Origin of the sequence: Legionella beliardensis, from assembly GCF_900452395.1 — a bacterium.
In the GTDB taxonomy this organism is placed as follows: domain Bacteria; phylum Pseudomonadota; class Gammaproteobacteria; order Legionellales; family Legionellaceae; genus Legionella_C; species Legionella_C beliardensis.
The window spans coordinates 928,071-942,690 of sequence record NZ_UGNV01000001.1 but is presented as its reverse complement, the minus strand read 5'-3'; the positions used below and the strand labels follow the sequence as shown (position 1 = coordinate 942,690).

Genomic DNA, 14,620 nt, shown 5'->3' with positions numbered 1-14,620 from the left:
TCAAAAAGATGCCTAATATCTATACCACCGAGGAAAGCTATGACTAGACAAGTTTTATGCATAAAATTAAATGAAGAAAAAGAAGGCCTAGACTCACCTCCCTTTCCAGGTGAGCTGGGTGAGCGAATTTATCAGCGTGTCTCTAAACAAGCCTGGAAAATGTGGCTTGCCCATCAAACAATGTTAATTAATGAATACCGCCTAAGCTTGATTGATCCTAAAGCCCGCGAGTTTTTATTAAATGAGATGGAAAAGTTCTTTTTTGGTGAAGGATCAGACAAACCGACAGGTTATATCCCACAAGGATAAAAAATTATCTATTATCAATGCCTATAAAAAGTAAACATGTAAAAAAAATTGTTTCTCCCACTTGACTCAAATTCATTATCAGAGTTTAATAGCAACCTCTTGGGGCCAGATAGCTCAGTCGGTAGAGCAAAGGACTGAAAATCCTTGTGTCGGTGGTTCGATTCCACCTCTGGCCACCATTTAATACTCTTTAAATCAATTAGTTACTCTAAACTTTCCCCCATTCTTATCTAATAACCCAAATAGCAATGCTTGACTTCAAAAAACCCATTGAAAACCTGGGATACGGGCTGCGCCCTTATGGTCTACCACTAAATCCAATACAAATCCTATGGCGCCATGTCCGTTTATTAAATATCATTGGCTCCCTTTCAACGTTTATCAAAGATTTAAAATTAGAAGCTTAAGATACCTAATCAATTTTTCTTAGCTGCTTATATGGATTTACCATGAATACTATTAACCTGTCAAAAAACCATTATTTTCCTCTAACAAGCCCCATTATCAAAGAATTATGTCTTCCACTATTTAGTAAGTATCATCTTACAATGTTTGTTTATGTAAAATATTACCAGGACGGAAGTTGCATTATACTTTGCAATAATGAAGATTGGCTAAGGTATCATTTAGCAAAAGGTTACCCTGTTCCAGCCCCTATCCCTTTAAACCTATTAGAAAAAAAGGAAGCATTTCATGTCATCTCAAATGGCAACCAACGATTTCAGCAGGCTAAGTATGATTTGATGCAGAAATATAATAGCGATCAAGCCGTTGACTTTATTATTAAAGGTAACAATTTTTATGAAGTTATTTGTTTTGCATTTCCTGTAGGGTATCAAGATGCTATTAATGCAATAGTTAATAATCTAGATGCATTCAAACAGTTTACCGCACATTTTAAAGAGCGAGCTGCATCTTTACTCGACAAAGCAGAAGAGAATAAGGTTATTTTACCCTCTCATATGACTGGAATTGATTTTAGTCTAACTATGAGTCAAACAATAGCGAACGAACAAACTATACAAGTACAAGACCGTATAAAAGCAGCCTTTAATAAAACCCTTAGCTCACGCCAAGTTGATGTTTTATATCACACAGTAAAGGGAAAAACAGCCAATGACACGGCGATTCATATGGGATTATCACGCCGTACAATTGAACATTATCTTGTTGATATAAAAAATAAAATAGGGGTAACTTCTAAGTCTGAATTAATTCAGGTATCAATCGATTATCTTAAAGACTTAATTTAAAAATGCCGAGCAGGTATTTTTTACCGTATTTAAATTCATTAAATTAGCTTATAAAATAAACGCTTAGTAGGAATTGCTGTCTAAGCACGGTACGTACGCCATATAAAATAAGTCACTTGAGGTGAATTTAGTCATTGCCTTTAAGCGTGAAGTAAAGCTATATTGCATATTGCCTGCGCCCTAAGGATAAATTGAGAACGCTAACTAATTTTCCTTACCTAAATTAGAAGTTATTAGTAGTTCATAGACAAAAAGCTCGAATTAAGGCCGTTAGCCTTACGTTTCTTGCTGCACTTTACCTTACCTAAGTCTATTTATACATCGAGCTTAAATTAATTAAGCTCTGATTTATGAATTTATAGAAAATTATAAATAATAACAATTAAGGAAGTAACTATGAAACAGATCATGCAGCTTGCCGATGGAGAAAAAATCACACATACCGGCGATTTAGTCATTGAAGGCAATGTAGGTAGAGGTGCTGTTATTGATTTACGAGATGGCGCTTTAACAGTTAAAGGTAATATTGATTCCAATGCTCAAATTTCTGTACAAATTTCTGAAGAGTTAAGAAATAAAAATGCTGTTAGTGGCTTAGTAATAGGCGGTGGCTCAGTCATTATGAGCGGGGTACGTATAGGTGGTGGCGTGGTTAGCTATGGTAGTTATACTAAGGCCAATCTTTGTATTGGTAATAGATATATTGGTGGTGTAAATATTAACAATCGAATCTTTACTGATGGTCAAGTTGAAGACTGCGGCCGTGGTGTATATGTGATTACTGCTGCTGATACGTCAGATATGCTTTCATTTTTTAATAATAACCGCCGTTCTTCTGCTCAAAAACCTACACAACTGGTAACAGCTAAAATTGATGGTAAAACTTATAAAGGCTATGAAATTCGGGTGGAAGGAAGCACAGTGACTGTCGATAATCAACAAGTTATTGTCGATACTTCTTCCTTATCTAGTGCTGACAGTGAGCCTAGAATGCCTCTTAAAGTCACTATTAATGGCAAGATTGGCGACAATGTTTATCTTTCTTCAGATGCAGAAATTCAGGCCAATGCTATCGGTAAAAATTGTACTATTGTTAGTACATATGATGGCATTACAGCTACAAATGTTGATGATAGAACTACTATTAACGTAAGAAATGCAATTGAACTAACTAATGTAGGTAGTGACTGTAAATTAGTCAGTAAGCAATATGGCCTTAAAGCGAAAAACATAGGATATAGAACAATTGTTGAAGTAAGGGATGCAATTAATGTTAGTGATATTTATGATTTTTGTGCATTATCAAGCCAGCAATATGGTATTAATGCTGAAAACATTGGGCAAGGTGTAACGATCAAAGTACATGATGCTATTGCAGTTGGTAATATTGGGGTAGGGTCAACGCTCAGTAGTCAACAATATGGTATTAAAGCTAAAGACGTAGCAGATAAGGTAACCATTCAAGTGCGAGATGCTATCTCACTACGTAGTGTAGATCACGGCTGTGCTATCACTTCGCAGCAATATGGTATTGATGTGGACAATAATGTTGCAACATGCTGTAAATTAGAAGCGCGGGACGATATAAGTGTAGGTGGTATTGGTGATCATACACAAATAACAAGTAAACAAGGGAAGGTAAAAGCTTCTGATGCAGCAGGAAATTCTATTGTGATTCAGGCTAGAGAATCAGTGCATTTAAAAGATGTAGGTAACAATGCAAAGGTTACTTCGTCTCAATATGAAGTATCTATACGTAATATTGGCAATAATGCTAATATTTCTGCGAAAGATGGTATTGATATTGATGGCACATGCCCTAACCCTAGCAGCTTAAACTTAGTAAGCAAAGGAAAAATTCGCCGACCAAAACAAGCTGCTGCACCTGCTCCAGTAGTTCCTGTAATGAGTCAAAATTTTTATGCTACAGGGAACTATGAAGCTGATTTAGCAATGGCAATTAAAGCTAGCCAAATTTCTTCAAATTCTCCTAGAATCCTACCCAATTCTCCAGCTTCACAAGTAGGACTATTTAGTTCGCCAGCAGCTAAGCCTAAAGAAGTTAAAATACCACATGCTTATCTATGTCCAATAACGCAAGAGATTATGAGCGAGCCTGTTATCTTTACTGTAGATGGTAATTCCTATGAGAAATCAGCAATTACAGAATGGTTAACAAAACACAGAAACTCTCCTATAACCCGTGAAGAAATGGAGCCAGGCCAGACCATTGAAAAGGTATTAAAACCTAATCGTGCACTTATAGATGCGATTGATGAGTTTAAAGCAGATAATCCTGACCTATTTAAGCAAAATCAGTTTGCTATGTAATTGATAACTTTTAAGCTATCTTTGTGTTAAAGCTAGCTTAAGCAAGTGTAGCCTGAGAGAAGGGCGCAGCCCGTATCCCAGGTTTACCTTTAACACCCACTGCTCATCAAACTCCTCTCATGAAAGCACTTCCCCCATTTTTATCTAATAACCGAAATAGCAATTCTTGACTTCAAAAACCCATTGAAAACCTGGGATACGGGCTACGCCCTCCTCCCAGGCTACTTGCTGAAAATAGCAATAGTATTTATGAGTTAAGTTTCCAAGACAAACCAATATTAATTTCATTAAGCCACATATTTAGACTTACAGCGATGTTGCAAAAACGATACTATTATATACTTTCTAAAAGCTAACAAGGAGCAAGTGATGCTAAAAGAGACGAGGGAGCAAGAAACATTGGATGATAATCCAGCTGGTTCAAGTAAGATAAACCCTGATGTTTATGAAAACTCAAGAAAACTAAATACTCAAATTGCTACTAGAGGACCCGCAGTGCTTTATGCTTTAAGCAAAGCAAGTGAGCCTTTGACTAAAGGAAATATAGTCACCGGTATTGGAAGTATGGTTATTGGTGCTTTCGGATTTTTTGGTAACCGGTATTTTAGAAATAAAGGTGATGATTCGGCTTACACTTATATGGGCCAAATAGTAGGAGGGGTGCAATTTACAGCTGGATTTATGTTGCTGGCAATTGAGGCATTTGAAACATATACCGATTCTGGCGAAGCCGGTCCTTTGTTGAGAGTTTTGGGAATGGCTGGAATGGCACTAGCTTTAACTGAAAGCGCCTTAGTTTTGTTTAATTCTTATTTGTACGGCGATGGCCAACCCAAAGCGTTATCAGAAGCAAGACTCAAAATGAATTAAGCCACTCTCAACCGGCGGAGCCTGGGAGAAGGGCTACGCCCTCCTCCTAGGCTACTTGCTCTATTCTTAATACATGTACAACTTCTACAATTAGCAGCGCCTTGACTTGGCTATAATTTAGTCATATAAAGGCTTCTTTAAGAGCATGATCCTTTGGCATTTATCTCTTATAAAAATTATAACTACATATTGATTGATTTTCTTTTCAGAAACCACTGAGAAGGTATAAGGATACTATTTAATGAAAGTTAAAAATATATTAAATATAAAAGTTTATCTTGAGGATAATAAGATTAAATTACAATTAGTTCAGGCTTATGTATACCGGAAAAAGGATGGCCTCAGGGTCTATAGTTATCCTATTATACCCATTTTAGAAAACCTTGATAAACAATTTAATTATACTAAACATGAGACAGTGACTGCATTTATCAAGTTTTTAAGTAATTTTTTACCAGAAAGTGTTACATTACCAGAAGCTATTACTTTAGATGAATTCGATGGCGAAGATTTCTTGGAATCTACTAGATTACAACGATCTTTAGAGGCCGACGGAAGCTTTGAGGCCGATAAGGTTATTATTCTTTATTGCACAGCCCTATACTGTCTACCTACAGATCCTCAAGTGAGTTTGGATTTTATCAGTGTATTGGCGCAATATTTAAATGGTGAGGAAGATGAGCAAGAAGTTAAAAAAATTACGCCTTTCACTAACATTCAATTTAACCCGTCATTTTTAGACAGCCAAACAGTAAATGATGATGAATTATCTCATTCTCTACTTTATCCTCTAGAAAACTACCTTGAGCCTTCTCTTACCCCCCAAAAAGCTTTAGAGAAGATAATACAAGACATTTTAAATATGAACTCATCTACCGATTATCAAGCTGTTCATGAATCTTTAAACACAATATATACAGCTTTTAAGCAACAAAATACTCATCCCTTAAGTGAATTATTAAAAACTGAAAATCGTTTCTCGATTATGAATACAAAGAGTGATTTGACTGTGCAGCAATTTGCTGAAGAAAATTCACTGTCGTCATTGTTGAGATTAGTTAGAAAAAATATTACAGATAAGCGTCAAGGCACTTTTTCTAAGCTGGTAGAGCTGTCTCATGCAGATGCCAAAAGAACATTAGTGGCACAGTGTTTTGGTAAGGATAGTTTCGATGGAAAAACATATAGTACAAACTATACAGAATGTAGATTTTTAATGGATGCTGATTTTTACCTCCGCTTTGATAAAAAGCTAGTCATTAGAAATATTCAAGATAATCCATCGTATCAAGAATATTATGCAGAAGGAAAACAAAATTATAATATTTTTGAATCAGAAATGCGGCATTGGGCTAAACAATGTGGTCTGGAGTTTCATTCAGATACAAAATTTCCCGAACAAATTGTATTTACTTCAAAAAGCTCAGATAAATTAGCTCCCTTGAATTTACATGTGACAGTGGATTACTTGAAGAATCTACTGGAAATGCAAAATAAAATACGGCTATGTCAATTTGGTAAACACTCAGAGAAAGATCAAGCAAATGCATTTCGCAAATTACCCAATAATATTTTTGCACATATCATAAATTATCATTACCCAGATAGAGAATATGAGCTATCTAAAGCAGAGATTATTAATCCGTCGTTAAATCCCGTATAAGTGCGCCTTAGGTTACTTGAGCGAGAATAGACTTCATCATTAGCTTTATACAAAGAATGACAGCTAGGTATATTTAGCCTCTAGCTTATACTTAGCTGATTTTCTTACCTATTTTTGATTAGGAGCTGTTGCTTTGAGGCCAAGACCGATAATACACTAAATATCCACATCCTTTGATACTAAGTACTTTAAGATAATTATCTTTATGTCATCAGAAGCCCAATAAATATAGCTTGCTTGATGAGTAATAAGATAAACAGATAAAGCCATTCCCAACTTAATAGATTTGCAACTTAGCCGGCGTAGCCTAGGTGAAGGGCTGCGCCTGTATCCCAGGTTTACCTTTAACACAAACTATTCACAAAACCCCTCATGGAAGCACTTCCCCCATTTTTATCTAAGAACCTAAATAGCAATTCTTGACTTAAAAAACCCATCGAAAACCTGGGATACGAGCTACGCCCTCCTCCCAGGCTAATTGATATTCCATAAATTCGTTTCATTAAGTAACTCATTTCATTTATAATTTGCTTCTTCTATAGGATTTAGGATCATTTTCAAGATGAATAATAAAAAAATTAGCCTATTAAGTTTATTATTAATCTGTCAAAGCTCATTGTCAGTGATTGCTGGTACGATGGGGGAAACAAAGGACAAATACTATCATCCATTTATTAATGTAGGCATTGGTGCAGCTTGGCAAAAAATAGGCAGCCCGCAAACAGTTACATTACTCCCGCCTGATAGCAATTATTATACTGTTAAATCAGATTACAAATTAGCTACCAACTTCAATTTTGCCGTCGGCTTTGAACAGTTAATTAATCAACACTTTTCCTACCAGTTAGGAATTGCAGCTTATGGGAATACTGCTGTTAATTCCCGTGGGCATGTTTGGCAATTTGCACTACCTGAATTTGATAATTTTAGCTATCGCTATAAAATCCAGAGTACGGCTTTTTTATTAACAGGCAAATTGCTATCTGATTATAGCTCTATTATCCATCCTTATTTATCTGCAAATATTGGTCTAGGCCTTAACCGCTCTTTCTCTTATGAGGAAACACCATTAATAGAAGAGGCTGTCGCTATGGAGCCTTTTCGCAACCACACGAGTAACTCTTTCGCTTGGGGTGCCGGTACTGGGCTAGAAATTAATATTACGCCTACTACGCGCTTTGGAATTGGTTACCAATTTATTGATTTTGGTAACGCTACTTTAGGAAAAAGTCCCGTGCAAGTGGGTTCAGATACCTTAAAACAAAAACAACTAAGTCACCAAATGGCCTTCCAAATAACTTTATTTGCTTAGAGTCTGGTAAAAATTGCCGTACTACCCTAATGTGCCGTGGTTTACCAGGGACAGCTATGGCTAGCAATAAACCCAATGGAAGACATAATTAATAGCAGGAGATTTCTTTGAAGATAATTAAGATTGGTTTTTTAATGAGCTTGTTACTGCCTAATTTAATTTATGCAGGAAAGCCTATATTTATTATTAAAGCCATTAATAAACCGGCTCCCATCGTCATAAATAATGAACCAACCCGTGTGACTTTTAAAATTATAAACAATACGCCCATGTTATTAACTAATAATGGGTTAGCTAATAAGCTCTCCAACATTACACAGATAACTGATAAGCCTGGCAGTTGTGGGCAAGTCTTTAGTTTAAATCCTGGGCAAAGTTGTAATCTTATCCTTGCTATAAATGACTCCTCTTTCACTTCAGAAATTGAAATAGCACCTAAAATTTGTCACAATTTAGAGCATCCTGTTTATTGCTCTTTGCCTTCGCCACAAAACATCATTCATCTTAGAAAGATACCTGAAATTGCTCAAATCCTAAATAAAGCAATTTATAAAAATGCTAAATGGGGTTTACGTGTCGTTAATCAAAATACAGGTGAGGTTTTAATCAATTTAAAACCTGCTTATCTGTTTTTCATTGGCTCTGTTAGAAAAATTTTTTCAGTAGGGGAGTATCTTCTTCAAGTTGGCGAATCCTTTAGATTCGTTACACCTGTTAGTTACTCAGGCACATTAAATAATGGTCTTCTTAATGGCGATTTAATCCTTACTGCTTCAGGCGATCTTACGATGGGTGGCCGAAATTTACCTAATGGGCAAATAGCTTATACAAATTTTGATCACAATGAAGCTAACTCGTTAGGTAATGCCATATTAACAACACCTAACCCACTTGCAGGTTATAAGGAGCTTGCTAAAAAAGTGTATGATTTTGGCATTAGGCGTGTCACCGGTGAAGTAATTATTGATGACCGCTTATTTGTACCGTTTAACTTCCGTAATGAGTTTGATGTAAAACCTATCTTTGTGAATGATGATGTCATCGATGTTGCAATGCTACCTTCTAATGTAGATTTTCCAGCCCTTGTTGACTGGCGACCTAAGTCTCAGGCATTGACGGTCAGCTCCACACTACAAACGACAGCACCACGCACGCAAGCAACTTACAACCTAGTACCTGAACTTCCTAGCTGTATTGGCACAACGCCATGTGAAGGTTTAGTCGCAGGAAATTTACCTATTGATTTTGTGCCCCCGCTTACTAACGCCTATCCTTTAATTCAAACATTTCGTATTGTAGAACCGGCTAATTATGCAAGAACAGTGTTTATTGAAGCGCTAAAAGAGGCAGGTGTTGTAATTGATGCAAGCCCAGTCACACAAAATCCTTCTCCTCCTGCAGGAACCTATATTCCTATTACTCAATTACTCTCTCTTCCTTTTTCTGAGTATGCGAAATACATCTTAAAAGTAAGTTACAATATTGGTGCGGACACCTCGCTTGTTCTTTTTGGTTTAACGCAAGGCGTAAATAATATGGCTGATGCGCTAGTTATTGAGCGAAACTTATTAATTAATAAATTTGGTATCCCAGGTAGCCAATTTTTCTTTGTTGATGGTAGTGGCGGGGGCAATACCAAAGCAAGCCTTATAGCAGTAACCCAATGGCTTGCAATTATGCGCTATTCGCCAGTTTATCAGGCTTTTTTTGATGCATTACCTATCTTAGGAGTAGATGGTTCTTTAGCGACTATAAAAGACTTTCAATCAAACCCCTCGCTACAAGGCGCAACAGGAAATATACGGGCAAAAACTGGAACTTATGTAGTTCCTGCCACTGCCTCTACTTTTTTATTAAGAGGTGAAGCATTTGCAGGCTATATTCATACTCAAGCTGGTCATAATCTTAATTATCAGCTAGTTGTTAATAATGTTGTTATTAATTCCATAGATGAGCTTATTAGCATAATTCAAGATATGGGAATTATTTCCGCAATTTTATGGCGTGATTTATAGAGTAATCAAAAACTTATCTGGCCCGGAAAATAGCAATTCTTGACTTAAAAAACCCATTGAAAACCTGGGATACGGGCTACGCCCTCCTCCCAGGCTACTTGCTATTAAAGATATTAAAAAGTAGCGTAGGTCGGGCGCTTCCCCCATAGCCGTCAGGTTAAGCAAATAGTTCTCTTAGCACCATAGAAAATACTATGTTTAGCGTACTTACGGTCTCGCAGCAGAGGTAAGTTTGGGCACTTTTTGGAACGTTGTTGTGCATGGATGCACAACATCGAGCCGCATGGATGGTTTCGGCGCTTCCAAAAAGGGACCAAATTTACCTCTGCCTGCCTCAATCTTGACTCTTGGGCGCTTAGCCTGACATGCTCTGGCAAGAGCATAATCATGCGAAAGTGATCAAGCAATATAAAAATGGCATCAATAATAAAAGAATGATGACGTTTCGCATGGCGAAAGAAACTCTTAATAAATCAAGATATTCAAAGGAAATGTCGGGCGATGCGCCCGACCTACGTTTGCTTTAAAACGGTAGGAATTTCAAAAATTTGATTTAATTTATAGCATAGCTCTATTGTATTCAACATCAATTGAAAAATTTAATCTACTTGATTAAGATAACTTAATTTGGGTCTTCTCACTTACATACGTCTTGATTGAACCCAGTCACTGATTTGATTTTGTCGCTCATCTCTAAACATAGTCTGCCTAACATTTATTTCTACTTTCCTAAAAATATCTTTCAGTGGTTTAATAAATTCATCGCTAGGCCTATATAAACCACTTCGATTCGTTATACAGGTAAGCTCAATCCCTGAATCGGTATTTTTTAAAAATACTTCACCAGCGCCTATTGCCGGAGGCTTACATAAATTAACATGCTTAGATAGGTCATTATCTTCTGAAAACAAAATATTACCAAATTGATCAATACTAAAGACAAATCCAACGTCTTTATTTTTAGGCTTCCCTTCCATAATTTTCTTTAACTGGTAGATATCAAAAGTATATTGTTTGCTGTTATATTCTAAAAAAGGATTTACTAAAGGTTGATATAGTTTCTTATTCGGAAAATCAGTAGCAACTTGCGCACTAATACATCTTTGAAAAAAATTATTGGCTACCTCTTTGTTAACTGAATCTGGGAATGTAGACAAAATAGTTTGAGCCGACTTATAGTTATTTACTTGTACTGCATCTTTTAATTCTTTTATAATATTAGAATTATTGCCATTTTCTTTGGCTAACTTACCCACCAACAACAATCCTTTACTGCCTTCTAAAAATCGACTTAACTGAGTTGCTGCATCTTGGCTATTTGATGTTAATAGCCCAAAAAGGCTTATCCTTTTAAAGGTAAATTTAGGATCTTGTAAAAGGGTTTGGCAATAGCTTTGGAGCGCTGCAAACTCAGCGTCATCAAATAACGGGTTGTTTTGAAATTCTATAAGTTTATCCATTAACGTATAGAGCTTTTCTTTTTTATAAGCTGAAGTACTTACAATAAATTGACATATGCTTTCAACTAAGGGATAAAAAGGGCCTTGAAGCTTATTTTTATAAGTATTCATGCGGAAATTATCACTTAGTAAATTTTGGCTGGCCAACTCTAAGCTAATTTCCCCTAATCTTCCCTCTAGAGTTGCAAAACGTTCTTCTTCAGTAAATGTCTTTTGTTCTAGATTACCACCAATAATATGTAACATTTTTATGGCCGCTGAGAAAGAAGGATTTTTAGGATTAGCAGGCAACCTTAAAATAAAATCGTATAATTTTCGTTGTGTTGGATTTTCTAAAATAGAAGTCAATTGTTGATCGGTAAGCGTAATATCAAGAGGGACAGTGCTAGATTGTTTCTTAAATAAAGCTTCTAACCGAGCAAATATGGAAACCGCTATCGATGGTTGTTTCTCTTCTTTATATTCAGTATTTTCATGCCAGACGTCTTTTTGGTCCCAGTAGCCTACAATATCTTCGGTGGGAATTGTATCGACTATATTTACTTCTTGTTTATCTTGCCCTATCGTCATTGTAATACTGTCATTTCGCACTTCAAGCGTCTTATTGATATCAATTCCTCCTAAACCACGATAATTTATCTTATATAAATAACCGGTTTCAAAATAAACACCCTTTCCTGTTGAAAACGTGGAGGTTCTATATTTTGCTGCTATACCTTTTGATTTAGACGTCGAAATGCCTACAGCCATACTAGTATGCTGGGCAAATTCTTCAATTCTAGGCGAGGTTTTACTAGATATGCCTTTCTTAAGAGCATCTTGTGGACTCTGCAAAGTACCTCGATACAAAATGCCTGTATAAAATGCTATTTGTTTATCTTTAGGATAATATTCTTCCCAACTTTCGTTAGGAAATTTCTCTGTTAAATATTTTAATAAATAGATACTAAAGGAATGATTATTAAACTTAGTCTTAGGTGATTTTAAATAGCCTTCAACGATGGCCTTTTGAGCTTCTAAGTTATCCGCTTTTTTTAATTCGTTAAACAAATCTTCAATATGAGGGTAAAAGGATCGACTATGACGTAAACTACTAAACCACCCAAAGGTATAACCCTGCCTTTGAGATTGCGTCACATAATCAGTATATGCTTTTTGGAAAGCCACTAAATAGGTCATATAATCAATTGAAATACAAATTGTCAATTAATTATACCATTTAAATATTAAATAGACTACGCAAATTGCTACTCGGCCCAACAAATACTTGTCAACCCCTAGGCTTTCTATCAATTTAAAGCCTAACGGAATGGGATTAAAATATTTCAGGTTGTAGCTATTTATTAAACAAAGTGAGATACCGAATGGCTATATCGGTGAGAAATCCAAAACTGCAGAAGGGGTAAATGTTAGGCTGAGTGGCCCAACCTACGTCTGCTATTGATACTAAGGCGGGATACAGCAAATATGCTGTATCCCTAGGTTACTTAGCGATTAGCTGCCTTCATGCTATTTATTGCAACACTACGAAATACAGGCGCTGCTAATTCTCCTCCTGAATTCAGTATTGTGTCTTTTTTGCTTGCATGACCGTCTTCAATTACAACCACCATGGCATATTGTGGTGTATTAATTGGTACATACCCAGCAAACAAGGCAAGATGTTTTCCCTTGGTAAGATTACTATTTTCTACTACTGTTCCTGTTTTACCAGCGACGCTAACTCCAGGAATTGCAGCAAGTTTTCCGGTGCCATTTATTACAGCGTTCACAAGAATATGATTTATTGAGCTCATTGTTGTGGCTGAAATAATAGGGGTAGCACTTCCTTTAAATGGACGTCCTTGATTAGCAAGCATGGCATAGGATTTTGTTAGTGAGTCCACGGTAACTGGTATATTTTCACCCACTGCAACTCTGGCAAGTTGTAATTCATCGCTTTGATTGGCTTGCCACCAAGTGTTCATATCAAAACCAAATTCAGCAAGTTTTTTACGAATTACAGGTGCTCCCGTTTCTTGCGAGATCTTAATCAAGCATACGTTACTTGAGTTTGCCATCGCTTGCATTAATGAAATAGGCGCATTGCTAGCTTTGTAATCTTTAAATACTTCTCCTTCGATAGAATAAGGTGAATGACAAGTATAGCTTTGGGTTTCAGAGCTGTGTCCAGAATCAATTGCTGCGGCTGCAATAAAAGGTTTTATTGTGGAGCCCGGTGAAAAAATACGAGATTTCCAGCTAATCTGATTTTTATCATGACTAACTTCAGCAAAAGCAATAAGATTGCCCGTTTTTACATTAACAATTGCAACAACCCCTGATTTTGCATGGTATTGCTGCACAGCCTGTCTAATTTCTTTCTCTACAATGAGTTGTAATTTAGGATCTATTTGAGAGATATCGATTTCTTTTGTCTTAGAACCCGTCAATACTCCTACAGCTGAATAAGCGACACAGATGGGAGCTAAGATAGAAAACCCCACAAAGGCTAGGCCTAACACAAATGATTTAGATGCATTAAGTGGATAAGTTGATAACATTGAAATTCTCCTAATAATAAAAGTACTGTCTTTGTTGTCCTTGCCTAAAGCCATACCCACCGTGCATGCAATTTCTCGGTTAGATGACATAGAACATTGAGACACTGTCTGTACAACATCAAACAAACAGCGTCCATAGTCATGCGCCGAAATTTTTGGCTGGCCAACCAGTACTTCATCACATGAAAATTCTTGTAATTCGCTTAAAATACGACGCCATCGAGTCACCCCTGGATTACCCCAAAAGATAACGCGCAGGATTTCTATAAAATAGGCCCATAAACAATCACCATTTCGGTGATGCTGACCTTCATGAGCAAGCGCAATTTTTACATTCTTGGTTGAAGAAAATAAGGATACTGGTAAAACGATATAAGCTTTATTTAATAAAGCGACTGAAAAAGGAATATTGCAGCGGTGAGAAACTTTAATAATCAATTTACCGCAAGTTCGATAAGAAACGGCTTCGGCTAACAGCGCTCGTAAATGCCATAAACTCAATATTACTTTATAACTGCGAAATAGGATGATCAAACAAAACACAACACAAAAGAGCTGAATAAAATTCATATGGCCTATTGAAAATGCAGTCGCTAACTTAAAATTTTTTTGCGAAGGCTCAACCTTGAGAGGTGAGTGTACGTAATCTTGCAACGTATCAATAGATGCATAGTGGAGCCATTTAGGCTTTTGAGTAGTATCTATCCAATGAACAATTAATGGGGAAATGACACAACTGATTAATAAAAGCCGAGTTAATTTGAGCTTAAAAGACGGTTGATTTGCAAGCCAACGACCACCGATAATCCATGAACTTACTAAAAGTAAGCAATGGATACTCAATAAAATTTCTAAAAATAACAT

At 36.4% G+C, this 14,620-nt stretch carries 9 protein-coding genes and 1 tRNA gene; 8 read left to right on the top strand and 2 right to left on the bottom strand.

Annotated features, from left to right (window positions below; all coding sequences use genetic code 11):
- Positions 1-39: 39 nt before the first annotated feature.
- The 8 genes from DYE47_RS04220 (at position 40) to DYE47_RS04185 (ending at position 9,753) form a co-directional block, all read left to right on the top strand.
- Positions 40-309, top strand: coding sequence for an oxidative damage protection protein (locus DYE47_RS04220; RefSeq protein WP_115302070.1), 270 nt, complete (start codon positions 40-42; stop codon positions 307-309).
- Between the two features lie 103 nt (positions 310-412).
- A tRNA-Phe gene (locus DYE47_RS04215) sits at positions 413-488 on the top strand.
- A 270-nt stretch (positions 489-758) separates the two neighbouring features.
- Positions 759-1,562, top strand: coding sequence for a helix-turn-helix transcriptional regulator (locus tag DYE47_RS04210; protein ID WP_115302069.1), 804 nt, complete (start codon positions 759-761; stop codon positions 1,560-1,562).
- 396 nt (positions 1,563-1,958) lie between these two features.
- On the top strand, positions 1,959-3,893 hold the full coding sequence (locus DYE47_RS04205; RefSeq protein WP_115302068.1) for a U-box domain-containing protein: 1,935 nt from the start codon (positions 1,959-1,961) through the stop codon (positions 3,891-3,893).
- Positions 3,894-4,262: 369 nt separating this feature from the next.
- Complete coding sequence (locus DYE47_RS04200; protein WP_115302067.1) at positions 4,263-4,763, top strand: hypothetical protein; 501 nt, start codon at positions 4,263-4,265, stop codon at positions 4,761-4,763.
- A 241-nt stretch (positions 4,764-5,004) separates the two neighbouring features.
- Positions 5,005-6,426, top strand: a complete 1,422-nt coding sequence (locus DYE47_RS04195) for a hypothetical protein (RefSeq protein ID WP_115302066.1) — start codon at positions 5,005-5,007, stop codon at positions 6,424-6,426.
- 562 nt (positions 6,427-6,988) lie between these two features.
- The gene (locus tag DYE47_RS04190; RefSeq protein WP_115302065.1) at positions 6,989-7,738 is read left to right on the top strand and encodes an outer membrane protein; all 750 of its coding nucleotides are present in this window, start codon (positions 6,989-6,991) and stop codon (positions 7,736-7,738) included.
- 107 nt (positions 7,739-7,845) lie between these two features.
- Entirely contained in the window at positions 7,846-9,753 is a 1,908-nt protein-coding gene (locus DYE47_RS04185; RefSeq protein WP_242604182.1) for a D-alanyl-D-alanine carboxypeptidase, read from the top strand.
- A 641-nt stretch (positions 9,754-10,394) separates the two neighbouring features.
- On the opposite strand, the gene DYE47_RS04180 is transcribed toward DYE47_RS04185, so the two are convergent.
- Positions 10,395-12,419, bottom strand: coding sequence for a hypothetical protein (locus tag DYE47_RS04180; protein WP_147285924.1), 2,025 nt, complete (start codon positions 12,417-12,419; stop codon positions 10,395-10,397).
- Between the two features lie 281 nt (positions 12,420-12,700).
- Positions 12,701-14,620 carry a M56 family metallopeptidase gene (locus DYE47_RS04175; protein ID WP_115302063.1) on the bottom strand — a complete coding sequence of 640 codons (1,920 nt, stop codon included), beginning with the start codon at positions 14,618-14,620 and terminating at the stop codon, positions 12,701-12,703.